This is a genomic window from Flavobacterium sp. 123, from assembly GCF_003634825.1.
Classification (GTDB): Bacteria; Bacteroidota; Bacteroidia; order Flavobacteriales; family Flavobacteriaceae; genus Flavobacterium.
On the sequence record NZ_RBXD01000001.1, the window covers coordinates 2138555 to 2164689 of the forward strand.

At 32.0% G+C, this 26135-nt stretch carries 26 protein-coding genes, 1 tRNA gene and 1 other RNA gene; 13 read left to right on the forward strand and 15 right to left on the reverse strand.

From position 1 onward, the window contains the following. Positions 1-147 precede the first annotated feature (147 nt). A complete protein-coding gene (locus C8C88_RS09400; RefSeq protein WP_255415863.1) occupies positions 148-729 on the forward strand; it encodes an NTP transferase domain-containing protein in 582 nt (193 codons plus the stop codon). A 180-nt stretch (positions 730-909) separates the two neighbouring features. Here the strand turns inward: C8C88_RS09400 and C8C88_RS09405 are convergent. Beyond that, a tRNA-Met gene (locus C8C88_RS09405) sits at positions 910-986 on the reverse strand. A 153-nt stretch (positions 987-1139) separates the two neighbouring features. On the opposite strand from C8C88_RS09405, the gene C8C88_RS09410 reads away from it, so the two are divergent. Both C8C88_RS09410 and C8C88_RS09415 read left to right on the forward strand, forming a co-directional pair. Continuing rightward, on the forward strand, positions 1140-1532 hold the full coding sequence (locus C8C88_RS09410; RefSeq protein WP_121337841.1) for an START-like domain-containing protein: 393 nt from the start codon (positions 1140-1142) through the stop codon (positions 1530-1532). Between the two features lie 54 nt (positions 1533-1586). Next, positions 1587-2426 (forward strand): aminotransferase class IV, encoded by an 840-nt coding sequence (locus C8C88_RS09415; protein WP_121337842.1) that lies wholly within the window; start codon positions 1587-1589, stop codon positions 2424-2426. On the opposite strand, the gene C8C88_RS09420 is transcribed toward C8C88_RS09415, so the two are convergent. The 5 genes from C8C88_RS09420 to C8C88_RS09440 all read right to left on the reverse strand — a co-directional run bounded on the left by C8C88_RS09420 (position 2423) and on the right by C8C88_RS09440 (position 7016). Beyond that, positions 2423-2983 carry a YqgE/AlgH family protein gene (locus C8C88_RS09420; protein ID WP_121338630.1) on the reverse strand — a complete coding sequence of 187 codons (561 nt, stop codon included), beginning with the start codon at positions 2981-2983 and terminating at the stop codon, positions 2423-2425. The two genes, C8C88_RS09415 and C8C88_RS09420, sit on opposite strands and share 4 nt — an antisense overlap. Positions 2984-3098: 115 nt before the next feature. Beyond that, positions 3099-3371: an HU family DNA-binding protein gene (locus C8C88_RS09425; protein ID WP_073017033.1), complete on the reverse strand. Its 273-nt coding sequence runs from the start codon at positions 3369-3371 to the stop codon at positions 3099-3101. 180 nt (positions 3372-3551) lie between these two features. Continuing rightward, positions 3552-4499: a methionyl-tRNA formyltransferase gene (gene fmt / locus C8C88_RS09430; RefSeq protein ID WP_121337843.1), complete on the reverse strand. Its 948-nt coding sequence runs from the start codon at positions 4497-4499 to the stop codon at positions 3552-3554. Then, positions 4499-6394 carry an ATP-dependent DNA helicase RecQ gene (locus C8C88_RS09435; RefSeq protein ID WP_121337844.1) on the reverse strand — a complete coding sequence of 632 codons (1896 nt, stop codon included), beginning with the start codon at positions 6392-6394 and terminating at the stop codon, positions 4499-4501. Before C8C88_RS09435 ends, fmt begins: the two co-directional genes overlap by 1 nt. An 82-nt stretch (positions 6395-6476) precedes the next feature. After that, complete coding sequence (locus tag C8C88_RS09440; RefSeq protein WP_121337845.1) at positions 6477-7016, reverse strand: AAA family ATPase; 540 nt, start codon at positions 7014-7016, stop codon at positions 6477-6479. Between the two features lie 159 nt (positions 7017-7175). Between C8C88_RS09440 and C8C88_RS09445 the strand changes: the two genes are divergently transcribed. The 4 genes from C8C88_RS09445 (at position 7176) to C8C88_RS09460 (ending at position 10582) form a co-directional block, all read left to right on the forward strand. Then, positions 7176-7472, forward strand: coding sequence for a DUF493 family protein (locus C8C88_RS09445; protein WP_121337846.1), 297 nt, complete (start codon positions 7176-7178; stop codon positions 7470-7472). A 2-nt stretch (positions 7473-7474) separates the two neighbouring features. After that, complete coding sequence (locus C8C88_RS09450) at positions 7475-8191, forward strand: DUF4290 domain-containing protein (RefSeq protein ID WP_121337847.1); 717 nt, start codon at positions 7475-7477, stop codon at positions 8189-8191. Between the two features lie 94 nt (positions 8192-8285). After that, on the forward strand, positions 8286-9596 hold the full coding sequence (gene murA, locus C8C88_RS09455) for a UDP-N-acetylglucosamine 1-carboxyvinyltransferase (RefSeq protein WP_121337848.1): 1311 nt from the start codon (positions 8286-8288) through the stop codon (positions 9594-9596). Positions 9597-9715: 119 nt separating this feature from the next. Beyond that, entirely contained in the window at positions 9716-10582 is an 867-nt protein-coding gene (locus C8C88_RS09460; protein WP_121337849.1) for a cation diffusion facilitator family transporter, read from the forward strand. A gap of 80 nt (positions 10583-10662) precedes the next feature. On the opposite strand, the gene aroQ is transcribed toward C8C88_RS09460, so the two are convergent. Both aroQ and C8C88_RS09470 read right to left on the reverse strand, forming a co-directional pair. After that, the gene (aroQ, locus tag C8C88_RS09465) at positions 10663-11076 is read right to left on the reverse strand and encodes a type II 3-dehydroquinate dehydratase (protein ID WP_121337850.1); all 414 of its coding nucleotides are present in this window, start codon (positions 11074-11076) and stop codon (positions 10663-10665) included. A 74-nt stretch (positions 11077-11150) separates the two neighbouring features. Continuing rightward, positions 11151-11717 (reverse strand): porin family protein, encoded by a 567-nt coding sequence (locus C8C88_RS09470; protein WP_121337851.1) that lies wholly within the window; start codon positions 11715-11717, stop codon positions 11151-11153. A 293-nt stretch (positions 11718-12010) separates the two neighbouring features. Between C8C88_RS09470 and C8C88_RS09475 the strand changes: the two genes are divergently transcribed. The 3 genes from C8C88_RS09475 to xerD all read left to right on the forward strand — a co-directional run bounded on the left by C8C88_RS09475 (position 12011) and on the right by xerD (position 14192). Beyond that, complete coding sequence (locus C8C88_RS09475) at positions 12011-12547, forward strand: hypothetical protein (RefSeq protein WP_121337852.1); 537 nt, start codon at positions 12011-12013, stop codon at positions 12545-12547. Positions 12548-12703: 156 nt separating this feature from the next. Then, entirely contained in the window at positions 12704-13216 is a 513-nt protein-coding gene (locus C8C88_RS09480; RefSeq protein WP_121337853.1) for an outer membrane beta-barrel protein, read from the forward strand. A gap of 76 nt (positions 13217-13292) precedes the next feature. Continuing rightward, positions 13293-14192 carry a site-specific tyrosine recombinase XerD gene (xerD, locus tag C8C88_RS09485; RefSeq protein ID WP_121337854.1) on the forward strand — a complete coding sequence of 300 codons (900 nt, stop codon included), beginning with the start codon at positions 13293-13295 and terminating at the stop codon, positions 14190-14192. A gap of 92 nt (positions 14193-14284) precedes the next feature. On the opposite strand, the gene rny is transcribed toward xerD, so the two are convergent. The 4 genes from rny to C8C88_RS09505 form a co-directional block, all read right to left on the reverse strand. Beyond that, positions 14285-15850 carry a ribonuclease Y gene (gene rny / locus C8C88_RS09490; protein ID WP_121337855.1) on the reverse strand — a complete coding sequence of 522 codons (1566 nt, stop codon included), beginning with the start codon at positions 15848-15850 and terminating at the stop codon, positions 14285-14287. Positions 15851-15898: 48 nt separating this feature from the next. Beyond that, positions 15899-16005, reverse strand: a non-coding RNA gene (gene ssrS, locus C8C88_RS09495) — 6S RNA. A gap of 50 nt (positions 16006-16055) precedes the next feature. Then, positions 16056-16349 carry a cell division protein ZapA gene (locus tag C8C88_RS09500; RefSeq protein ID WP_121337856.1) on the reverse strand — a complete coding sequence of 98 codons (294 nt, stop codon included), beginning with the start codon at positions 16347-16349 and terminating at the stop codon, positions 16056-16058. An 8-nt stretch (positions 16350-16357) separates the two neighbouring features. After that, the gene (locus C8C88_RS09505; protein WP_121337857.1) at positions 16358-16648 is read right to left on the reverse strand and encodes a hypothetical protein; all 291 of its coding nucleotides are present in this window, start codon (positions 16646-16648) and stop codon (positions 16358-16360) included. A gap of 177 nt (positions 16649-16825) precedes the next feature. On the opposite strand from C8C88_RS09505, the gene C8C88_RS09510 reads away from it, so the two are divergent. From C8C88_RS09510 to C8C88_RS09520, 3 genes are all read left to right on the forward strand, one after another. After that, positions 16826-18523, forward strand: coding sequence for a M23 family metallopeptidase (locus C8C88_RS09510; protein WP_121338631.1), 1698 nt, complete (start codon positions 16826-16828; stop codon positions 18521-18523). 12 nt (positions 18524-18535) lie between these two features. Further along, a complete protein-coding gene (locus C8C88_RS09515; protein WP_121337858.1) occupies positions 18536-21004 on the forward strand; it encodes a carboxypeptidase-like regulatory domain-containing protein in 2469 nt (822 codons plus the stop codon). Positions 21005-21091: 87 nt separating this feature from the next. After that, on the forward strand, positions 21092-21814 hold the full coding sequence (locus tag C8C88_RS09520) for a hypothetical protein (protein WP_121337859.1): 723 nt from the start codon (positions 21092-21094) through the stop codon (positions 21812-21814). A 7-nt stretch (positions 21815-21821) separates the two neighbouring features. Here C8C88_RS09520 and C8C88_RS09525 read toward each other — a convergent pair whose 3' ends face one another. Genes C8C88_RS09525 through C8C88_RS09535 form a run of 3 tightly spaced genes read right to left on the reverse strand, consistent with a single transcriptional unit; the run spans position 21822 to position 26120 of the window. Next, positions 21822-22523 carry a DUF2971 domain-containing protein gene (locus tag C8C88_RS09525; RefSeq protein WP_121337860.1) on the reverse strand — a complete coding sequence of 234 codons (702 nt, stop codon included), beginning with the start codon at positions 22521-22523 and terminating at the stop codon, positions 21822-21824. A 40-nt stretch (positions 22524-22563) separates the two neighbouring features. After that, the gene (locus C8C88_RS09530; RefSeq protein WP_121337861.1) at positions 22564-24393 is read right to left on the reverse strand and encodes an ABC transporter ATP-binding protein; all 1830 of its coding nucleotides are present in this window, start codon (positions 24391-24393) and stop codon (positions 22564-22566) included. Then, entirely contained in the window at positions 24393-26120 is a 1728-nt protein-coding gene (locus C8C88_RS09535) for a phospho-sugar mutase (RefSeq protein WP_121337862.1), read from the reverse strand. The genes C8C88_RS09530 and C8C88_RS09535 overlap by 1 nt, the downstream gene beginning before the upstream one ends. Positions 26121-26135: the final 15 nt, after the last annotated feature.

Consider the following 26135-nt stretch of genomic DNA (forward strand, 5'->3'; position numbering starts at 1 on the left):
TACAATAAAAAAGCATATTTTTTTATTGTTGAAAGTAAAAATTAATGCTGTATCTCCACATTAAAAATTTCAGATAAAAACTATTAAAAAATATCTAGTATTCTTTCTAACAGAATAAAATCTTAAGATTAATTATTTGGTATTATAATTTTAGCTGCAGGTTCTAGCAGCCGAATGGGCAAACCAAAACAATTATTAGCATTTGAAGGAACAACACTTTTAAGTAGGGTTGTATCGTTGGCTTGCCAGTCGAGAGATAATCCCGTAATAGTAGTTTTGGGTGCCAATGCTGATGTAATAAAAGAAAATCTTACTGTTTCTCGAGCTGAAGTTATAGTTAATGAAGGTTGGGAAGAAGGCATGGCTAGTTCTTTACGAAAAGGACCTGCTGTAATGAATGAAAAGCATCCAGAAGTTGACGGTGTATTGATATTAGTTGGAGATCAACCGTACTTGAATAACCAACATATTGAACAATTACTTGAAGCTCAAAATAAATCAGGACTTCCTATAGCGGCTTGTTCTTACGCAGGAATTATTGGTACTCCGGTACTTTTTCATAAAAGTGTTTTTTCAGAATTAATGGCACTTCAAGGTGATGTTGGCGCCAAACGAATTATACAAAATAGAAAGCAAGATGTTGTTACTGTTCTATTTGATAAGGGTATTGTGGATATTGATACTCCTGATGATTATGATAAGTTGCTAAATGAGAATTTAAATCTGTAAAATGATTTCTTGAAACATTATAAAATTAAGAGTTCAAAAGACCTCAAGTTAATTCTTGAGGTCTTTTTTATTTAATTGGTTTCTAAGGAGTATTTTATCTATAAAAAAAATGAAACAGAATATTTATTTCACATAAATCCATAAAAAAACCCTAACATATTGATGTTAGGGTTTTTACTTTGGTAGCGAGACCGAGATTTGAACTCGGGACCTCAGGGTTATGAATCCTGCGCTCTAACCAACTGAGCTATCTCGCCTTCTTAGGAGCTAAACCTCCTCTTTAATTCGGGTGCAAATATAGAAATAATATTAGAGGTTGCAAGTATATTTTTAAGAAAAAAAAATATTTTTGAAAATGCTTTTTTTTCGGACTTATATTCTATATATTTCCAAAAAATTTAATGTAGCCCATGGATCAAAAAGTACGTTACGAAATCGAATTTCCTATAAATTCTTCCCCCCAGTTGTTGTATCAGTATATATCAACTCCTTCTGGTTTGTCAGAATGGTTTGCTGATAATGTAAATTCACGTGGTGAATATTTTACTTTTATTTGGAATGATTCCCAAGAAAAAGCAAGACTTGCTTCCAAAAAATCTGGCGAAAAAGTAAAATTTAAATGGGTTGACGAAAATAATAAAGATACCGAGTATTTTTTTGAACTTCATATTTTAGAAGATGACATCACAAAAGATGTGTCTTTAATGGTTATTGATTTTGCTTACAAAGATGAAGTTAATGAAGCTACTCAGTTGTGGGAAAATCAAATTTCAGATTTGAAACATCTGATAGGATCTGTATAGTAAAATTGTATTTTATAATATATATTTGCCCTGAACAAAATTCAGGGCTTTTTTATGATTAATTTTAATGGGAATATAGTAGAACGAGAAACAAATATATTAACGCAAAACAGAGCGTTTTTGTACGGTGACGCCTTGTTTGAAACAGTTAAAATAGTAGATGGTAAAATTCTTTTTCTAGAAGAGCATTATTTTAGATTAATGGCTTCAATGCGTATTGTGCGTATGGAGATTCCTATGAATTTTACTATGGAATATCTCGAAGAACAAATTCTTTCCGTAGTTGAAGCAAATTCATTTTCTGATTCAGCTCGTGCTAGAATTACGGTATATAGAAATGATGGAGGCTATTATTTGCCAAAAAACAATACTATTTCCTTTTTAATTAATACTACAGCTTTAGAAAATAAAGCCTACACATTTAATCCTACATTATACGAAGTTGATTTGTACAAGGATTTTTATATCAGCAAACAATTGCTTTCTACTGTAAAGACTACGAATAAGATTATAAATGTTACGGCTAGTATCTATGCAGATGAAAATGGATTAGACAATTGTATCTTATTGAATGATGCTAAGAACGTTGTGGAAGCTTTGCAAGGAAATATTTTTATGCTACAAGGAAACAAGTTGATTACTCCTCCAGTTTCAGAAGGATGTATCAATGGTATTATGAGAATGCAGATTATAGAATTAGCTAAAAAAATAGAAAATATAACTGTAGTTCAAGAAGCTATTTCACCTTTTGATCTTCAAAAAGCAGATGAATTGTTTTTGACCAATGTTATTAAAGGAATTCAACCAATAACTAAATACAGAAAAAAAGATTTTTCGGTTGCGTTTTCAACTCTAATATTCGAAAAATTAAATCAACATATTGGTCAAAATTAATTCAAATAGGGATTTTCTGGAGCGTTAGACCAGATGAGGTATTCGCCACCTAATTCAATTATTTTTTCTTTCCAGAAATGAGTGGTTGATTTTCCTATAATTTTGTTTTCATAGCTGTTATTTGCAACAATCCATGAATTGCTATCCATTTCGGATTCTAGTTGTTTACCATCCCAACCGGTGTATCCCAAGAAAAAGCGAACATTATTCTTGTTTATTTTTCCTGAGTTGATAAGCAGTTTGGTTGATTCAAAATTTCCGCCCCAATAGATTCCGTTTGATATTTCTACACTATTAGGAATCAAATCTGGAACATTGTGAATAAAATAGAGGTTGTCTTGTTCAACAGGTCCTCCATTATAGATTTTGAAATTAGCTTTAATTTCTGGAATTAAATCGTGAATGGTATATTTAAGGGGTTTGTTGATTATAAAACCCACAGACCCATCTTGGTTATGGTCGGCCAATAAAATTACTGATCTATTGAAAGATAAATCGCCAATTATATAAGGCTCGGCTATAAGCAACTGTCCTTTGTTTAATTTTTCTGAGATCATGGCTTCAATTTTTATTAAATTTAACAATAAAACATTGATTTTTCCAAATAAAATCGTCAAAAGGCATAAAAAAACCCTCCATCAGGAAGGTTTTAATTATATCGGAAAACTGAAATTAGTTTACAGCTCCTTCTAATTCAGCACCAGCTTTAAATTTCACTACATTTTTTGCAGCAATTTGGATAGTTTTTCCAGTTTGTGGATTTCTACCGTCTCTAGCAGCTCTAGCAGAAACTGACCATGATCCGAAACCTACTAAAGAAACTCTTCCACCTTTTTTCAAAGTACCACCTACATTACCTAAAAATGATTCTAAAGCTAATTTTGCTGCAGCTTTTGTAATTCCTGCATCAGCAGCGATAGCGTCGATTAATTCTGATTTGTTCATAATAAATAGTTATTAATTGTTGGTTAAAAAAAATTGTTAATACACAAATTTAGTAGGAAATACGTTCCTTGCAAGCGTTTTACACAAAATTACTTCTTTTTGTTAATAACTTGGTTTTTTTGTTCATAAAACAAAGGATTTTCACGCAAAATTTGCTCCTAACTCCCGTTTTTACTGATGTTAATAGGCTTTTGCGTTCTCCGAAAAACTGATTCCATTTAATAATTCGGCGGTATTCATTTTCTTTTTCCCTGGAAATTGTAAACTCATTACTTGAATAAATCCATTTTCTACGGCAATTTTCATTTCTTTTTTGGTACAAATCAAACTTCCTATTGCTTTTTCGTGCGGTTCTTGAATTATTTTTGCTTCGTAAATCTTAACATTCCATTCTTCATTCGTATCACTAATAAAACACCATGCAGCAGGATAAGGACTTAAACCTCTAATTAAATTGTAAATAGCATCAGCGGGTTTTGTCCAATCAATTTTACAATTTTCTTTATTTAGTTTGTAGGCTGTTTTTATTTCGGTGTTTTCTTTTTGAATTGTGGTAACTACATTTTCTTTTTCAATCAATTCTAAAGTTTCAATTACGGTTTGACTTCCTATATTCATTAATCGGTCATGCAATTGACCAGCATTTTCTGAAGGTTCAATATCCGTTTCGGTACTCAGAATCATAGCGCCAGTATCAATTTTATCGTCAATAAAAAAAGTGGTAACACCAGTTTTTGTTTCCCCATTTATAATAGCCCAATTTATTGGAGCAGCACCGCGATAATTTGGGAGTAAGGAAGCGTGAAGGTTAAAAGTTCCTAATTCAGGCATTTCCCAGACTACTTTTGGTAGCATTCTAAAGGCAACTACAATTTGCAAATTAGCATTCAAAGCTTTCAACTCAGATAAAAAGCTTTCGTCTTTAAGATTCGTAGGCTGTAGTAAGGTGAGATTATTAGCTAAAGCATATTCTTTGACTGCGGAGTATTTTAATTTTTGTCCACGTCCTGCAGGTTTGTCTGCTGCTGTTATAACGCCTACAACTTCATAGTTATTTTTTAATATGGTATCTAGAATTCCAACTGCAAATTCTGGAGTTCCCATGAAAACAATTCGTAATTTTTTCATTATTGTTTTATTGAATATTTATTGTTTGAATGGATGACTAAGTATTCTTTCTCTAATAATTCCTGAAGCACAAAGATAACTTCATCTGAACTGTTTTTAGTTTTATTCTGAATTTCTCTTGAATTTAAATCTTCTGTTTTTAAAAGCGTAAGAATTTCTTTTGAAAGAGATTTAGCATCTGTTTTTTTTATTTTTTTCGAAATACAATAGGAGCAAATCCCACAATTTGTTTCTATTTTTTCTCCAAAATAGTCTAAAATTAATTTGTTCTTGCAGGTCGTTTTTTCATTTATATAAAAAAGGATTGCTTGTAGTTGCTCTTTTTTTAATTGGTTTTGTTTTTCTAAATACTTCGAAACACGATTGATTGTTTTCTCGTCTTCTCGGATTTCATTAAATATTAATGTAGCATCATTGTTTTTTGAATGATACTCGATACAATCTTTTTCTTTTAATTTTTGTAATACAGCATGAACCTCTTCTTCTTTGTGACCGGATTTTTTGGCAATTAGTTGCAAATTGAAAGGAGTCTGCATTTCATAAATTCCGGGATACGTTCGCAATATTGCCAGTATAATTTCTTCATCATTTGAATTTAAACTAATGTATCGAATGACTTCTTTGGAAGAGATAAGAAACTGCATGCTGATTTTTTCTGAAAACTCTTGCGATAAACTAATGATGCCTTGACGATCTAAAAACTGTAACGCATTATAGGTTTTTACGGTAGGAAAGTTATATTTAGTACAAAAATGGTTGAGGTTGAATGTAAAATGCTCGTCGATACCTTCGCCATATGCAATTTGGAAGTAGTTGCATAGCTTTACATATATAAGATTCAAAAAGGCTTTATCTGGAAGGTTATTTGTAAACTGACTTTCTGCTTGAAACACATCCGAAGGATTAGTCAATATAACTGAAAAAGCTTTTTCACCGTTTCGCCCAGCACGTCCAGATTCCTGATAGTAATTTTCGATATTTTCAGGCAACTGAATGTGAATTACTGTTTTTACATTTGCTTTGTCAATTCCCATCCCAAAAGCATTAGTAGCAACAATAACTTGCGCTTCTTCCTGCATCCACAACTGCATGTTTTTGTCTTTTTCTTTTGTGGTCAGTCCTCCGTGATAGTAAGTAGCTTTAAATCCCATGGATTGTAATTGTTGGGAAATATCCAGACACGATTTTCTGTTTCTTACATATATAATAGAAGGTTCAGGATTTTTATTAAGAATTTGTTTGATTCTGAATAATTTGTCTTCCACCTCAAAAACCATAAAAGCAATGTTAGGTCTTGAAAATGATTTTTGAAAAAGTTGTGTATTTTGTAGTCCTAATTCTTTAATAATATCCTCCTTTACTTTTGGAGTAGCTGTTGCAGTCAAAGCTAAAAAGGGTACTTTTTTGAAATGCTCTTTTAACTTCGAAATTTTCAAATAAGCAGGTCGAAAATCATGACCCCATTGCGAAACACAATGCGCCTCATCAATAGCAATCAAATTGATAGAAAGGTTTTTTATTCTTTCTAAAATCCAATCCGATTGAAGTCTTTCTGGAGAAACGTATAAGAATTTATAATTTCCGAATTGGCAATTGTCCAAAAGGTCAATCATTTCATCAGATTTTATGCCGCCAGTTAGCGCAATAGCTTTGATATTTCGTTTTTGTAAATTAGCTACTTGATCTTTCATTAAAGCTACAAGAGGAGATATTACTAAACAAATTCCTTCTTTCATCATAGCTGGAATCTGAAAACATATGGATTTCCCACCGCCTGTTGGCATTATGGCAAAGGTATCTTGGCCACTTAAGATGGAATCAATAATCTCACATTGAAGCGGTCTGAATTCATCGTGGTTCCAATATTTCTGAAGAATCGATAATGGGGTTTGCATGTTTTTCAGATTTTTACCCGATGCTTAGGACTCTGATTGCAACAAATAAAAGCAATCATAAAAACCTATACCTAGTCTTAAATTAGTTTGAAATTTTATCTAAGATAAAAAGAATTCTCTTATCTACACTATCTTTAGGTACTTCTATGAGTTCGTATCCGTAATTTTGATACGTTTCTGTGAGATGGTTATAGATTAATTTAGCCTGTTCGAAGTTTTCGTAACGCTCTTGGTCACTTATATAAATTTCTTCCCAAGGAGGAAGAATGAATATTTTTGAATAAATATGTTCTTTACATGCAGCATCAAAGAACGAAGGGTAGCTGTCTCCAATGTAGTGCATATAAGCTAAAACGTCGGGAATTCCGCGATCTAAGAAAACCATTTCATGAGGCTCGTTACAAGCACTTTCGAATTGTTTTTTTCTACCTTCCAGAAGTAATTCGCTGAATAATAAAGGGTTTTTTAGAAAAAGTTGTTCAATTCCTTTCTTTTGTGCTTCTAGCGTAACCTGTCTAGAAATTTCAGGATAACAACAATAGCCATTAGCAATTAATTCATTTATAATTGTTGTTTTTCCAGTTCCCGGGCCGCCAATAATAACTATGATTTCTTTCTGCACTTTTTAAAAATAAGGCACAAATTTACCTAAACTAAATGGTATTTTAAAAAATATTAAAATATATAATTAGCTTTCCTTTTAAAAATAGACTAAATCCTTAAACGGAATTCCAAAATCTAAAATCAATACCGTATATTTGCCTTTATTTTTAATTTAAGAATGGATCAAGATAAAGAAAAAAAGACTGCTGAGTTTTATGAAAGGTTAAAAGTAGAGTTGGATATGAGTAATACATGGCCAGCTTTGTATTTGTTTAAGTTTATTGTTCCCTCTGTAGAAGACAATGTTGAACGTGTTGAATTAGCATTTGATTGTATGGGAGCAGTAATAAAAACGACTAAGTCTAAAACAGGTAAATTTACTAGTATTTCTGTAGATGTTCAAATGAAAGATGCGCAAGAAATAGTAGATAAATACATAGAAGTTTCCGTAATAGAAGGTATAGTTTCCTTATAAATATGAATTCAAAATATACAAAAGAAAATGCGAATGATGTAGTTCATCATTTGGAATATAATGCTGAGAGATCGCATTTAATTATTCCAGAGTATGGTCGCCATTTGCAAAAATTAATTGATCAGGCTACTGTAATTGAGGATGTTGAAGAGCGCAATAAAGCCGCTAAATACATTATTCAAGTTATGGGAAGTTTGAATCCTCATTTGCGTGATGTGCCAGATTTTCAACACAAATTGTGGGATCAATTATTCATTATGTCTGATTTTAGACTGCAGGTTGAATCTCCATATCCAATACCTTCTCGTGAAGTATTACAGCTAAAGCCAGATGTGTTAAAGTATCCTCAGAATTTTCCAAAATACAGATATTATGGCAATAATATTAAATACATGATTGATGTTGCCAATAAATGGGAAGAAGGAGAAATGAAAAATGCTTTGGTAAAAGTAATTGCCAATCATATGAAAAAGTCTTATTTAAGTTGGAATAAAGACACTGTAAAAGATGATGTGATATTTGAGCATTTATACGAATTGTCTGGCGGTAAAATTGATATGCTTCAAAGTACGGAAGAATTGATTAATACCACAGATTTGTTGCGAACGAATAAACGAATTTCAAATAAAATTTCGCCTCCAGGACAACCAAAGATTCAGAGCAACAAGAATATAAAAACAGGAAAACAAAAACCTTTTCAAAAAAATAATCAAAAATAAAAGATACCAATATGTTTTTAGGGAACTGAGTTGAGAAACAAAAAAGAACCTTAACATAAAACACAGACGGTATTCAGAACCTCAAATATAGAATATGGGAATTTTCAAAATCGAAGGTGGCATTAGTCTAAAAGGAGATATTACTCCACAAGGAGCAAAAAATGAAGCTTTACAAATCCTTTGTGCAGTTTTACTTACTCCAGAAAAAGTAACAATCAATAATATTCCAGATATTATTGATATTAACAAGTTGATTACCTTATTAGGTAATTTAGGAGTTAAAATTCAAAAAATGGGACCTGGATCATACACGTTTCAGGCAGACGAAGTAAATATTGAGTACCTAGAAACCGAAGCTTTCAAAAAAGAGGGAGGATCATTAAGAGGTTCTATAATGATTGTTGGGCCGCTTTTGGCACGTTTTGGAAAAGGATATATTCCAAAACCCGGAGGAGATAAAATCGGACGTAGAAGATTGGATACACACTTTGAAGGGTTTATTAATCTAGGTGCAAAATTCAGATACAATAGAGAAGATCATTTTTATGGAGTAGAAGCTCCTGAGGGATTGACTGGAACACATATGTTGCTTGATGAAGCATCAGTAACTGGAACTGCTAATATAGTAATGGCAGCAGTTTTGGCCAAAGGAGAAACAACAGTTTATAATGCTGCTTGTGAACCTTATTTGCAACAACTATGTAAAATGTTGAACTCTATGGGTGCAAATATTACTGGTGTTGGTTCAAACTTGCTAACAATTCAAGGAGTTGAAAGTTTAGGAGGATGTGAACATAGAATTCTTCCTGATATGATTGAAATAGGAAGCTGGATTGGTCTAGCTGCTATGACAAAATCAGAAATTACAATTAAAAATGTAAGCTGGGAAAACCTTGGGCTTATTCCAAATACTTTTAGAAAATTAGGAATCACTTTAGAAAAGCGAGGAGATGATATTTACATTCCTGCTCATGTTGATGGATATGAAGTGAAAACGGATATTGATGGTTCAATACTAACTATTTCTGATGCACCTTGGCCAGGATTTACTCCTGATTTATTGAGCATTGTTTTAGTTGTTGCGACTCAAGCAAGAGGAGATGTTTTGATTCACCAAAAAATGTTCGAAAGCCGTTTGTTTTTTGTAGACAAATTGATTGATATGGGAGCAAAGATTATGCTTTGTGATCCGCATAGAGCAGTGGTAATGGGGCATGATTTTAAATCGCAATTGAAAGCGACTACAATGTCTTCACCAGATATTCGTGCGGGAATCTCATTATTGATTGCAGCCCTTTCTGCTAAAGGAACAAGTACTATTCAAAATATTGAACAAATTGACAGAGGGTACGAGCGAATAGATGAACGATTAAGAGCAATAGGCGCTAAAATAGTTAGAGCTTAATTCTAAAATATTCAGATACCATATCGTTTAAACAATTTTTTTATTTCCTTGAGAAATCAAATAAAATAAGAATTTGTTTAAACGATATTTATTTTTTTAAAATCTAAAGACTACTTAAAATGTCAAATGAACAAACCGCTATAAAGGCTACTTATTTTAGTATTATTGGTAATACCTGTCTTGCTATAATAAAAGGGTTAGCAGGGTTTTTCGGAAATTCATATGCACTTATAGCAGACGCAATTGAATCTACTACAGATATATTTTCTTCTTTATTAGTTTTATTTGGAATAAAATATTCTAATAAACCAGCAGATGATAATCATCCTTATGGTCATGGTCGTGCAGAGCCATTGGTTACTTTTTTGGTTGTGGGATTTTTAATTACTTCGGCTACTATAATTGCCTATGAGAGTATTTTGAATATCCAAACGCCTCACGATTTACCCAAATCATGGACATTATTCATACTTGGTGCTATTATTATGTGGAAAGAATATTCATTCCGTATCGTCATGAAACGTAGCAAGCAAACCAACAGTTCTTCTTTAAAAGCTGATGCATGGCACCACAGAAGCGATGCAATAACTTCAGTAGCTGCTTTTGTTGGAATTACGATTGCTTTAGTTTTAGGCAAAGGATATGAATCTGCAGATGATTGGGCTGCTCTTTTTGCTTCTGGTTTTATTTTATATAACAGTTATTTGATTTTCAGACCAGCTTTGGGAGAAATAATGGATGAACATCTTTATGATGATTTAATTGAAGATATCAGACGTGTTTCACATCAGGTGGATGGGATAATAGATACTGAAAAATGTTTTATTCGTAAATCAGGAATGAAATATCATGTAGACCTACACGCTCGTGTTGATGCAACTATTTCTGTAAAAGAAGGACATGATTTAGCACATTTGCTCAAAGATACTTTGCGAAGTGAGATTCCTGAATTAGGGCATGTTTTAATTCATGTGGAACCTAATTAATAAGAAGTTGATAAAACAAAAAATCCCAAAGTCTAATAGCTTTGGGATTTTTTGTTTGAAACAGTAGTTTTATAAAGTAATTACAAAAAAGACTGTATTGCTAGTTCATAACTTTTTAGACCAAAACCTAAAATTACTCCTTTGGCATTGCCTGAAATATATGATTGATGACGGAAACTTTCGCGAGAGAAAGTATTTGATATGTGAACTTCAATTACGGGTGTTGTTATCGCTTTTATGGCATCTCCAATTCCTATAGAAGTATGGGTGTAAGCACCAGCATTAAGAATAATACCATCATATGCAAAACCAAATTCTTGTATTTTATCAATTAATTCTCCTTCAATGTTGCTTTGATAGTATGTGAAATCAATAGCAGGAAATTTTGATTTTAAAGTTTCAAAATAATCTTCAAAGGTTAGACTGCCATATACTTCAGGTTCTCTTTTTCCTAAAAGATTCAGATTAGGGCCATTAATGATGCAAATTTTCATAATTCTTATTTTTGTAAAAATAAAAAAACCGTTCTAATTAATAGAACGGTTTTGATAAAAATAGTTTTTTATTTTTAAAATAATATTCCTGCAGAAACCTGTAGAACTGAGTTCTTAATTTGAGCATCTTTTGAAGCTTCTGTAAGACCTAGTACATATCTACCTTGGATAAATAGACTTTTAGTAACTTTAAGAGTTAAACCACCAGCTGCAGCAAATTCAAATGTTTTAGAATTTTTATAATCAAATTCGTTTTTTTCGCTCAATAAAAATGAAGCTTGTGGGCCTAAATCTAAACTTATACTTTTATTTAAACTGATTTTTGCAAGAACAGGAATTGAGATATAACCCAATTCATTTTTAAATTCTGTTATTGCATTTTTGTAAGTAGCACCTTGTGTAGAATATAATAACTCAGGTTGAATGGCTAAACCATCTGTTAGTTTAAGTTCAGCAACTAAACCTATATGGTAGCTTGTGATTGCATCAGTACTGTTATAATTAATCGAATTTACAGTGATGTCTGTTCCGCTTTGATTTGCATAATTTATCCCTCCTTTAATTCCTAATTTTACTAGTTGCGCTTGCATGTTTATTGAAACTGCAAGAAACAAGATTGTTGCTAAAATTACTTTTTTCATGGTATTGATTTTAAACGATTATTAATTAAACTCTTAAGTTAAAACTCTTCAATTTGACAATTATTGCATCTCATTTTTTAATTGTAAAATTAGTTGCCGCAATTGTGATACCAAATTTAGAGTAATTTAGTGTTAAATAGAGCTGTTTTTTTAAATTTAATTGTAGTCTATTTTTTATAATTACAAATGATTTGTAGGTTAATATACTGCTAATCAGTTGTTTTATTGGTTTTTTAAACAAAATTAAACTAGTATTTTTTAACTTTGAAGTATCAATTCTAAATAATATAATTATGAGAAAAATTATTTTAGTTTTAGTAGTCGTATTAACATCTAGTCTTGTTAATGCACAGGAAAAAAAAGGTGATGGTCAAACATCTGAAGGTAAATGGTTGATAGAAGTTAACACTGGTTTTGGAACTCCTATGGGAGCTAACACCGGGTTTAGTTATTCTTCTACAAACGGTGACTCTGTATATAATATAGGTGCTGAAGCGGGTTATTTTGTAGTTAATGATTTAGCCGTAAAAGTAGGTTTAGGTTACGGTGGGATGAACACAGATATTTTTGACACAAATATCTTTTCCTATAAAATTGGCGCAAAATACTATATTGTAAGTATGTTTCCAGTTCAAGTTGATTACTCGGGTGCTACAATGAAAGATGAACCTGAAGATCCGTCTTATTTAGGTTTACAAGCCGGATATGCTTGGTTTCTAGGATCTAATGTGAGTATTGAGCCTGGAATACGATATAATTTGAGTTTAAATAATAATTATAGTGACCAAGATACTTTTCAAGTTAATGTTGGATTTGCCTTGCATTTTTAAATGTTTCACTATTTAACTGAATAATAGAACCCTTCTAATATTTTGGAAGGGTTTCTTATTTATTGATTAAATAGAATGTTATTAAATAAGAAAATAGTTACTAATTTTAATTTCATATTGCTTATATTTACTACACTAACCTTAAAATATAATTAAATGAAAAAGATTGTCTTAGTAATGGTTTCATTATTAGTCTATGGATTTACAAATGCTCAAGAAGCAAAATTTGGAGTAATGGCAGGACTTGATTTCGCATCTGCAAAAGGAGTTTACCCAGGTGGTTCAGTCTCAGAGTCAGAGACTGGTTTTTACATAGGGGCTTTAGTTGATTTTACAGTTTCAAATCAATTTCATATTCAACCTGAATTAGAATTAGTCTTTATTAAGGATTCAAAACAATTGCAATTGCCAATTCTTGCAAAAGTTGTGGTAGTAGATAAATTAAGCCTTCTATTAGGTCCAGATTTGCTGTTTGATTTGGACAAAAAAACTCCTGGTGTTAAAACATTTGGTTTAGGTCTAGATTTTGGTGGGGCATATGATATTAATAAAAACCTGAGTATTGAAGCAAAATATAATTTAGGTTTAACTAACTTAATAGAAAATGCGCCGTCAGGATATAGTGCAAAAATTAGTGGTTTTTTTGCAGGTGTTGGATATAAATTTTAATCGACAATTTGGTTTAAGTAAAACCTCTCTTTTGGAGAGGTTTTTTTATGCGTTATAAATAGCTTTACTTTGTATCATGAATTGGAAATCTTATATAAAAAATTATCAATCCTATCTAAGAATTGAGCGTGGTTTGTCAAAGAATACAATCGAAAATTATTCTTTTGACTTAGAACGGCTCTGTCTTTTTTTATCCCAAAACGAGATTGTAATTTCTCCAATAAAAATAAAAGAAGAAACCATTCAGCAATTTATTTATAGTGTTTCAAAACAAGTTAATCCTCGTTCACAAGCAAGGATAATTTCAGGGCTTAAAAGTTTTTTTAGTTATTTAATCTTTGAAGATTTGCGTTCGGACAATCCTTTGGAATTAATAGAAACACCAAAGACAGGCCGAAAATTACCCGATACGCTTTCTGTAGATGAAATTGATTCGCTCATTTCTGCTATTGATTTAACATCAAATGAAGGAGAGCGCAATCGGGCTATGTTAGAAACGCTCTATGGATGTGGACTTCGGGTTTCTGAATTAGTTTCGTTAAAAATATCCGATTTGTTTTTGGAAGAAGGGTTTGTCAAAGTTACTGGAAAAGGGAATAAGCAACGTTTCGTACCCATTGGTGATTTAACTCAAAAGTATATAGAAATTTATAGAAATAACATCCGAAATCACATCACTATTAAGAAGGGTTTTGAAGATATATTGTTTTTAAATAGGCGAGGTAGCCAGCTTACTCGAGCTATGATTTTTACTATAATAAAAGATTTAGCTGTAAAGAATAAGTTGAACAAGACTATTAGTCCTCATACGTTGCGACATTCTTTTGCCACACATCTTCTTGAAAATGGTGCTGATCTACGCTCAATACAATTGATGTTAGGTCATGAATCCATAACGACCACAGAAATATACGTACATCTCGACAGAAAGTTTTTGACGCAAGTAATTAATTCTTTTCATCCAAGGAAAGGTTAGGATTTCGTCTTCATTATATTGAATAAAAAAAGCATCTCAGAAACTTCTGAAATGCTTTTTTATTTTTGTTTAATTCGACAAACGATTAAACTTTATTTTGCAATATTAACTGCTCTAGTTTCTCTGATTACAGTTACTTTAACTTGACCAGGATAGGTCATCTCTGTTTGAATTTTTTGTGATATTTCAAAAGATAAAGTTGCAGCATTGTCATCCGAAACTTTTTCGCTTTCTACAATAACACGAAGTTCTCTACCCGCTTGAATAGCGTAAGCATTTTTAACTCCACTAAACCCGTAAGCTACTTCTTCTAAATCTTTTAAACGTTGAATGTAAGAATCTAATACTTGTCTTCTTGCTCCAGGTCTTGCTCCAGATATAGCATCACAAACTTGTATAATTGGAGATAATAATGATTTCATTTCTATCTCATCGTGGTGCGCACCAATCGCGTTGCAAACCTCTTCTTTCTCGCCATATTTTTCTGCCCACTGCATTCCTAATAAAGCGTGTGGTAAATCACTTTCAGTATCTGGAACTTTACCAATATCATGTAATAAACCAGCTCTTTTAGCAAGTTTTACATTAAGTCCTAATTCAGCAGCCATAATTCCACAAAGTTTTGATACTTCGCGAGAGTGTTGCAATAAGTTTTGACCATAAGAAGAACGGTATTTCATGCGTCCTACAACTTTTATTAATTCAGGATGCAATCCATGGATACCTAAATCAATAACAGTACGCTTACCTACTTCAATGATTTCATCGTCAATTTGTTTAGCTGTTTTAGCAACCACCTCTTCAATACGTGCAGGGTGAATACGTCCATCAGTAACTAATTTGTGTAAAGACAAACGAGCAATTTCTCTACGAACTGGATCAAAGCAAGAAAGAATAATCGCTTCTGGAGTATCATCTACAATGATTTCAACACCAGTTGCAGCTTCAAGTGCTCTAATATTTCGACCTTCACGACCAATGATACGTCCTTTAACATCATCAGATTCAATGTTGAAAACAGAAACGCAATTTTCTACAGCTTCCTCTGTTCCAACTCTTTGGATTGTGTTGATGATAATTTTCTTCGCTTCTTGTTGCGCAGTAAGTTTAGCTTCCTCAATTGTATCTTGTATATGAGACATCGCTTTGCTTTTAGCTTCAGATTTTAATCCTTCAACTAATTGCTCTTTTGCTTCTTCGGCAGACAATCCAGAAATTACTTCTAATTGTTGCAATTGGCTTTTGTGTAATTTATCAACTTCAGCTTGTTTTTTGTCTAAAGTTTCTATTTTATTAGTGTATTCAAGTGTTTTAGCTTCAAAGTCGTCATTAACTCTTTTGGCTTTAGCTAATTCATTTGAGATTTGAGATTCTTTATCACGAACTCTTTTTTCTACTTCTGCTACTTTTTTATCGCGGGAAAGTATTACTTGTTCGTGTTCTGATTTTAGTTCGATAAATTTTTCTTTTGCTTGAAGAATTTTATCTTTTTTAATGTTCTCCGCTTCAAGATTTGCGTCTTTTAAAATTGATGCTGCTTCTTTCTTTGCGTTTTTGATTAGGTTAGAAATATTGCTTTTTTCTATGATTTTTGCTATTGCAAAACCTCCAGCTATACCAATAATTCCTGAAATAATGATCGTTAATATGTTGTCCATGTTTGTTAAAATTTATATATAAAAAAGCCTACATTAGATTGCTTGAATAAACTCGAAAAGACAAGTTTTGAGCTAACTCGTTGTTCAAACTTCCAAACTGAATTGGCTTGTTATAGTAACGATGATTTGCTCATTCTAAATTGTTAGTGTTGAGTTTACCAAATGTGAACTAATGTAGGCAGTATCTTAGTCTATGTAAAGAACGTTAATTGTCGAGATATTGATCTAAAAGCGCATTGATTTTTTTAATTCGTTCAATAGTCGCTTCGCCATCAATGGCATTATCAATTTGTTTTTGTTCGGATTTTGATGCAAACTGTAACGCACACATGGCTAATACATCTTGCTTATCACGAACGGCATAATTTTCTTCAAATTGCTTTATCATCATATCAATTTTTTTTGAAGCGCTTCGAAGCCCTTCTTCCTGAGATAGTTCTACCGTTAACGGGTAGACTCTGTCTGCAATTGATATTTTAATTTTAAGCTTATCGTCCATATTTTTTACTAATCTGATAGCTGTGCTATACAGTAATCAATTTCACGAATTAATGAATTTATTTTAAGCTTTGTATCTCTTTTGTTTTCGTCGCTGCCTAGTAATGTATTGGCAATTTTAAGTGTTTCATACTGCTTTTTAAGCGTTTCAATTTCTTGAGATTGCGTTTGTATGATAGCTGCAGCAGTTGTTAATTCTATTTTCAAATCTTGATTGGTTTTTTCTAAACTTTTTATTTTTATAAAAAGTTTGCCAACCTTATTTTCAAGAGTATCAATTATTTCTGCAATTACACTCATTATATATCCTATTCATTACTTAATCTTACAAAGTTAGTATTCCTTTTTATTATTACAATATTTTATTTGTTTTTTTACATTAAAAAAAATAATCTTCTTGTAGCCAGTTGGTTACGATTTGGCGTATTTTGTGTTTTTTTATGCATTACTTTTTTTATCTTAGCAAAAATGAACCCAATGAAATTATTTGCATTTTGTATTTTATTTAGCTGTACTGTTTTTGCTCAAAACGATTATCCTAAAGATTATTTTCGTTCCCCACTGGATATTCCGGTGCAATTGTCAGGTAATTTTGGAGAATTAAGACCAAATCATTTTCACGCTGGTTTTGATTTTAAAACCATGCAAAAAGAGGGGTTCAATGTATATGCGGTTGCCGATGGCTACATTTCAAGAATAAAAATATCAACTTTTGGTAACGGAAAAACAATTTATATAGACCACCCAAATGGTTATACTTCAGTTTATGGACATCTACAAAAAGCATCAGATTCAATCGAAACTTTTATTAAAAAAACACATTACAAAGAGCAATCTTTTGAAATAGAAATGTTTTACAAGCCAAATGAAATTCCTATCAAAAAAGGACAATTAATTGCTTTTTCTGGAAATACAGGTGCTTCTGAAGGTCCTCATTTGCATTTTGAGTTTAGAGATACAAAAACAGAAAAAATTATTAATCCAATGCTTTTTGGATTTCAAAAATTTCTTAGAGATACTACAAAACCAATAGTTTCAGGGGTCTATGTTTATCCATTGGATTCAAAAACGAGTGTGAATCAATCCATGCGTCCCTTGTTATTAAATATGACTTTGCAAAAAGATGGTACCTATTTGTCAGATAAAGTTATCGCTAATGGTAAAATAGGTTTTGGCATCATTGCCAATGATTTTGATGATGTTTCATTTAATAAAAATGGGGTGTATAAAGTGCAGTCTTATCTTAACGGAACTCCAAATTTTGGCTATCAGTTTGATACGTACTCTTTTGATGATATGCGCTATGTTAATGCGCTAATTGATTATTCGAAGTATAAAAAAACAGATCAAAGAGTTCAAAAATTATTTATGAAAAAGCCCTATGCGTTGAACTTTATTGTCACGGATGCCAGTTATGGGGTTACTCAGGTTGTGCCAAATTTATCTTCGGTATGTCGTATTGAAGTTTCTGATTTTTATAATAATCAAACGGTGGTTTCAATACCTATTGAATATGATTTATTATCTACTATAATTGAACCGGAATCTAAAACATCGAGTTATTTTATAAAATCGAGTAAAGACAATAATTTTGCTAAAGAGAATATGTCGGTGTTTTTTCCTGCCAACACTTTTTATGATGATTTTGACATGAATTTTGATGTAAAAAACAATGTTTTATATCTTCATGAAGATACTGTTCCTGCTCATTCTAATTTCACTATTACAATTGTAGACTCACTTTTCACAGAAGCACAGCGGGAAAAAATATTTATTGGCAGAATTGAAGATAATAAAATCAATTACAATACAACCTATCGAAAAGCTAATGTTTTTACAGCCAGATCAAAAACATTAGGTCAGTATAAATTAATTTTGGATACAATTGCACCAAAAATTTCTATTTTAAAACCTATTGCAGGAAAATGGTTGACTGGAGTAAAGAATATTCAACTCACAATTAGTGATTCACTTTCGGGTATAAAATCATATAATGGATACTTAAATGGGAAATGGATATTATTTGAATACGATAATAAAACCAAAAAAATCACTCATAATTTCAGCGATGGTATTGTTGCTGAAGGTACTAATGATTTAAAAGTTGTTGTAATTGATAATGTAGGAAATTCAACTACCTTTGAGACGCATTTCTTTAGAAGTCAAAAAAAATAAAATCTTCATCATTTGAATGGTATCAAAATCATATTTGTTTTCTTATTCTTTGGGATTGGATATTCCTGTTTAGCTCAATCAGCATTTGTTAGAGGGGTTGTTCTCGATACAAATAAACAAGCTGTTGAGGGCGTAAATGTGTCTTATTTAGGTAAAGGCACACAATCAAATGCGAATGGTTTTTATGAAATAGTTATTCCTGCCAATAAAATAGTAGCTATTGTTTTTTCGCACATTTCATTAAAAAAAGTAACGATGAGAATTGCTTTAAAAACAAATGAATCTTTCGAGTTTAATCCAGTTTTGAATGAAAATCAGGAGCAAATGGGTGAAGTGATTGTTACTTCAAAAAACAGAAAGCGTGCCGAAGGAATTGAATCGATTCAACCAGAAATCCTCCGAAAAATTCCTGGCGCAAATGCCGGTATAGAAAATATTTTAAAAACATTGCCTGGAGTAAATTCTAATAATGAGTTGAGTACACAATATGCTGTTCGAGGCGGTAATTATGATGAGAATTTGGTTTATGTAAATGAAATTGAAGTATATCGTCCGTTTCTGATTCGGTCGGGTCAACAAGAAGGATTGAGTTTTACCAATACGGATTTAGTTCAAAATATAGATTTTTCGGCAGGAGGTTTTCAAGCTAAATTTGGGGATAAATTATCTTCGGTTTTAGATATTACGTATAGAAAACCGACTCAATTTGGAGCAACTCTTGAAACTAGTTTTATTGGTGGAAATGTATCGGTTGATGCTGTTTCAAAAAACAAAAAATGGTCCGCAATAACAGGAGTTCGATATAGAAACAATAGTCTTTTGGTCAAAAGCCAAGAAACAAAAACAAATTACACACCAGCATTTGCGGATATTCAGACAAACATAAATTATCAGGCTTCCGCCAAATGGCAATGGAGTTTTCTAGGGAATATTTCTCAAAATAAATACCAATATAAGCCTTTATCTCGCAATACTAATTTTGGAACGATTGATAATCCAATGGCTTTGACTGTTTATTATGAAGGGCAGGAAAAGGATAAATATGACACCTATTTTGGAGCAATAAAATCAACTTTTGTAGCGTCAGACACTTTTACTTTGAAATTTATAGGTTCTTTATTTCACACTTTGGAACAAGAACATTTTGATGTTTTGGCTCAATACCGACTAGGTGAAGTGGATTCGACTATTGGTTCTGAAACCTATGGGGATGTTGGTTTTACTCGAGGAATTGGTTCTGAACTCAGTCATGCTCGCAATGATTTAGATGCTTTAATTGCAAATATTGAACTCAAAGGGTCTTATGATTGGAAAAAGAATACGTTAGAGTGGGGGACTAAATACACAAGAGAGTCTATCAGGGATAGAATTATTGAATGGGAAGTAATCGATTCTGCTGGGTTTTCTTTAAATCCACCTCTTGTTATATTGCCTAAAAACAATCAACCTTACACTTCTTTTGCAGGACCTTTAGCGCCATATCAAAGTGTTATAGCAACAAATTTTAATACCATTAACCGATTTTCAGGATATACGCAATGGAGTTTGAAAAGCAACATTGGAACTAGTGAAGTTTGGTATAATGCAGGAGTACGTTTTCATAGTTGGAATATTTCGGGTGCTGCTATTGATGGAAAAACGCAGGCTACTTTAAGTCCGCGAGCCCAATTTTCATTGAAGCCTGATTGGGAAAAAGATATAATTTTTAGACTATCTGGAGGTTTGTACAGTCAGCCGCCGTTTTATAGAGAGTTGCGTGATAATGAAGGAATAGTACAGCCAAATGTCAAAGCGCAGCAATCCATTCATTTTGTTTTAAGTTCTGATTATACTTTTAAAATGTGGAAGCGACCTTTTAAATTAGTTTCCGAATTGTATTATAAATCGATGACGGATGTGAATACGTATACAATTGACAATGTCAGAATTCGATATGCCGCTTCAAATAATGCGGTTGCTTATGCACAAGGATTGGATTTACGTTTGAATGGTGAGTTTGTTCCAGGAACAGAATCTTGGATAAGTTTTGGGTATTTAAAAACTGAGGAAAATAGTAATGGAGTAGGATATATCAGTAGACCAACGGATCAAAGGTTAAAGTTTGGACTTTTATTTCAGGATTATATGCCTAATATTCCAAGCGTTAAATTGTATTTGAATTTAGTGTACAATACAGGATTACCGGGCGGATCACCTTCTTATGCGAATCCTTATTTGTACCAAAATAGATTGAATGATTACCGTCGTGCGGATATAGGTTTCTCAAAAGTATTTATAGATAATTCGACAAAAGTGTCAAATGATAGTTGGCTTAAAAATTTGAAAGAACTATCCATTGGATTGGAGATTTTTAATCTTTTTGACAATCAAAATGCAATTACCAATACTTGGGTTCGCGATGTGTATTCTAAAAACCAATATGCAATTCCTAATTACATGACCACAAGAGTTTTTAATGTAAAATTAAATGTGCGTTTGTAATTTCTTCTGAAAATAAATGAATTGGATACGGTTAAAGCATTTTTAAAAATCATTACATTTGAATTTATTTTTTAATAAAATAGCAACATGAAAAAAATACACATAGCCTTATTAGGAATCTCACTTTTGTTACTAGCAAGTTGTAAAGAAGAGGTTGAAAAACCAAGGGTGATTTATGATGCGTCTAATAAAACGGCAGTAATTACTAAAACAGATTCAACACAAATCGAAATTGCGGATTTGCCAATACAGATGGAAGGAACAAATTACCTGATTCATCCTGTGGGAGATTTAAGTATTTTTGATAAAGGGACAAAAACTAAATATGGTTCTTCGAGTGTTAATGATTTGAGTTTTACTATTTCGAATGTAGCGAAATATGAGATTACAGGTTATTTGCAAAATCTAAAATTTCAAAAAATCGACTCAGATTCTATAAAACCTTTGACTGATAAACCCGTTTTGATTCAGACGGCTACGTATTTAAAATCAATTTCGGATAAGATTGATAAACAAATTTTGGTGTATACCATGGTGGATATGGATACTAACAAAGATGGAAAATTAGACACAAGCGATATAAAAGCATTGTATTTAAGTAAAATTAGCGGTGAAAAATTCACAAAAGTTTCTTCTGATTTTGAAGAATTGATAGATTGGAATCTAATAGAATCAAATAATCGTTTGTACTTTAGAACGGTTGAGGATACCAATAAAAATGGTCAATTTGATAAAAAAGATGTAGTACACTACAATTACATTGATTTGTCAAACAAGAATTGGACTGTGATTAATTATAAACCAGTTTAAAGGTTTATTAAATCAGAATATCACTTTCCAAATCAGATTTTTCAATTTCAAAATTAAAGCCTAATTCAGAAACTAGTTGAATTACTAGTTTTTTATACCAGTTTTCAGATTTAGGATGGATGTAGATTTTCTCGATTAATTGGTCAATATCTACATTTATTTTTAAACCATCATTTATCTTTATTTTGCTTTCGGAAATATCTGAAATGATTCGGACTTCGCGCTCGTATTGAAAGCTTTTTCGTTTGAATAAAAAAGGGAAAAACATGTCGTCAAAAGGAATGTATTCTTTTTTGTAATCAATATAATTTACCTCCCCAATGTATTGATTGATGTTTTGTTCTGGGTCTAATGCTTTTTGTAATCGTCCAATAGTTGATTGAATAGCAAGACCTTCGCTGTTTTGTGTGAAAATTTGCCACATTGCAAACGATTCATATTCGTTAATATGCCAGCTGCTAATGGCTACTTTCTCCCGATGTGTTTTGTAATAATTTAAAAAGTCAGGATTATCCGTGGCTAATTTTTTAATCTCTTCAAAAGTAGGTTCGCTAAATGTGCCTTCGTATTGATCTTCAAATTTGTCAGATCGAGACATGAATAGTTTTTGAGAAAGTAATAAATCTAAAAATTTAGATAAATCAAGATACTTCCAAACCACAGTATCCGTGTCGTTTGGAAGTTTTATGTTTGAATTGTTTAGGTACATTGTAGCTTTATAAAGGAACCTAAAGTTACAAATTTATAGGTTACTCAAAGGATTGTAAAGTTACTAATTTGTTATAAGTTCCGTTCATAGCGATAAGCTCTTCGTGCGAACCTTGTTCTACAATTTTTCCTTTTTTCATTACAATAATCTTATCTGCTTTTTGTATTGTAGAAAGGCGGTGCGCAATCACAATTGAAGTTCTGTTTTGCATCATGTTTTCTAAAGCAACTTGAACAAATTTTTCGCTTTCCGTATCTAATGCAGATGTAGCTTCATCCAAAATCATTATAGGAGGATTTTTCAATACAGCACGAGCAATTGATAATCGTTGTTTTTGTCCTCCTGAAAGTTTGTTTCCGCTATCGCCAATATTAGTATAAATACCATTTGGAAGTTCATTTACAAATTCAAAGGCATTGGCAATTTTTAAAGCTTCAATAATTTCATCATCTGTAGCATCTGATTTTCCAAGCGAAACATTTGCTTTAATGGTATCATTAAATAAAATACTATCTTGAGTTACTAATCCCATTAGACCTCTTAAGGATTGAAGATTGATGTCTTTAATATCTGTTCCGTCAATGCTTATAGTTCCTTCTTTTACATCATAAAAACGGGTTAATAAATTTGCTATTGTACTTTTTCCGCTTCCGGATTGTCCAACTAATGCCACTGTTTGTCCTTTTTTAACTTCAAGTGTAAAGTCTTTTAAAACGGTTTCTTCTTCGTATTTAAAGTTGACATTTTTAATTGTAATTTCAGAATTAAAAGAAGTCTTTTCAAGAGCATTTTCTTTAGAAGTAATTTCGTTTTCAACTTCTAATACTTCAAAAACACGTTCTGCTGCTGCTAATCCATTTTTCACAGAATAAGATGCTTTAGAAATTGCTTTAGCAGGAGTAAGAATGTTGAAAGCTAAAGTTAGGTAAACAATAAAGGCTGATCCGTCTAATGTTTTATCTACTAATACTAAATTTCCTCCGTAAAAAAGTAAGGTTGCAATAGTGGTAACACCTAAAAATTCACTCAGTGGTGTTGCTAAATTATTTTTACTTCCTATACTGTTTGATAAATTCAGTAAACGAGTTACAGAATCGAGAAATTTACCTTTAAAATTTGGTTCAGCATTGTAACTTTTAATCACTTTAAGGCCACCTAAACTTTCATCAACAATCGAAATAAGAAAGCCACTTTCTTTTTGTGCTTCTAATGATTGTGCTCTCAGGTTTTTTGCAACTTTAGAAATAATTAAACCAGAAATTGGCATAAAAATTAAAACAAACAAAGTAAGTTTTACGCTTATTATAAACATCGTCACCAACGTGAAAATGATAGTCAGCGGTTCTTTTACAACGAGCTCTAAAATAGAAAAAAAAGAGTTTTGAACCTCATTAACATCACCCAGCATACGAGCCATAATATCACCCTTTCTTTTTTCAGAATAATACGAAATGGGTAATTCTACAATTTTATCATACATTGTTTTTCTCAAATCTCTAAGCACTCCATTTTTTAGGTGCATGATATGATAAGAAGCGAGATAGTTAAATAAGTTTTTGAATAAAAAGGTTGTAATAACTAATAAAACAACAAAAAGTAGCGCAACTTGAATGCTGTTCTCTTTTGTTAATTCTGAAATTTTGTAGTATAAAAAATCAGAACCAAATTGCTTAATATTTCCTAATCCAGTATATATTGGTTCTTTTTCAATTTTTTTTGTTTTACCAAAAAGTACTTCAAGAACTGGGAATAGTGTCAACATTGAAATAGTGCTAAACAAAGCATATAAAATGTTGTATATGACATTCCAAATAATGTTATACTTATAAGGTTTTGTATAAGGAATTAGTTTTATTAGGTTTTTATCCATTAGTTCAATTGCATTGCAATAATAATATTCTTTATTTTATCGTTTAATGAGTCTTCTACTTTTTTGAAGTTCTCAACAGCATCCAACGCTGTATTTACACTGATATAAAATTTTATTTTTGGTTCAGTTCCACTTGGTCTAGCACAAATTTTTGAGCCATCTTCAGTATAATAAATCAAAACATCTGCTTTAGGCATATCCATGATTTCTTCTTCACCAGTTAATAAATTTTTTGCTACGGATGATTTGTAGTCTTCCAGCATGATAACACGTTGACCGTTGATTTCTTTCACTGGATTTTCACGCAAAGTCACCATCATTTTGTTGATTTCGGCTAGACCTTCCATTCCTTTTTTAGTAATAGAAATCAAATGTTCTTTATAAAAACCGTGTGCTACATATAATTTTAATAGTTCTTTGTATACGGTGCTTCCTTTGGCTTTTGCTTGGGCTGCTACTTCGCAAATCAATAAAGTAGCCGCAACAGCATCTTTATCACGAACCGCATCACCTACCATATATCCAAAACTTTCTTCTCCACCACCAATGAATTTTAGTTCTGGAAAATCTTTAATCATTTTGGCAATCCACTTAAATCCTGTTAATCCTACTTTGAATTGCACTCCGTATGCTGATGCTAATTCCATAATCATAGGTGTAGAAACGATTGTAGATCCTACAAATTGTTTGCCATCGATTTTTCCTGCTTTTTTCCATTCTTCTAATAAGAAAGCAGTCATCAAAATCATGGTTTGGTTTCCGTTCAACAAAGTCATTTCGCCTTCGTTATTTCGAACAGCAACACCTAATCGGTCGCAATCTGGATCGGTACCAATTACAATATCGGAATTGGTTTTATCAGCTAATGCTAATGCCATTGCTAAAGCTTCAGGTTCTTCTGGATTTGGCGATTTGACAGTTGGAAAATCTCCGTTTGGAACTCTTTGTTCTTCAACTATGTTTACATTAGGATATCCTGCTTGTGATAGGGTATCTGGAACTAATGTTATGGATGTTCCGTGCAAAGAAGTGAAAACAATATTTAGATTTTCTTTGGCTTCAGCCGGAGTATTAAAGCTGGCATTTTCAATAGATGATTTAATGAAAGCTTGGTCAATATCTTTGTCTATATAGTGAATTAAACTTTCATTCGCATCGAACTTGATTTGATTGTAATTTAAATTTTCAATTACATTGATAATTCCTTCATCTTCTGGTGGAACAATTTGTCCTCCATCTTGCCAATATACTTTGTAACCATTGTATTCTGGTGGATTGTGTGATGCAGTTAGGACGATTCCGCATTGGCATCCTAGATATTTAAGTGCAAATGACAATTCAGGTGTTGGACGTAAATCTGAAAATAAATAAACTTCAATTCCGTTTGCAGAGAAAACATCCGCTACAACTTTTGCTAAACTTTTACTATTATGGCGACAATCAAAAGCTATAACCGCTTTCAAAGGTTGGTTAGGAAATGCAGTGTGCAAATAATCCGAAAGACCTTGTGTGCTTTTGCCAAGCGTGTACTTATTGATTCGGTTGTTTCCAACGCCCATAATACCTCGCATACCACCCGTTCCAAATTCAAGATTTTTATAAAAACTTTCTTCTAGTTCTTTTGGAGCGGAAGTCATCATGGTTTTAACAGCTTCTTGCGTAGCTGCATCGAATGTTGGGGCTAACCATTCATTTACTGCGTCTAAAATATTTTGTTTAATGTCCATATAGTATGTATTTTT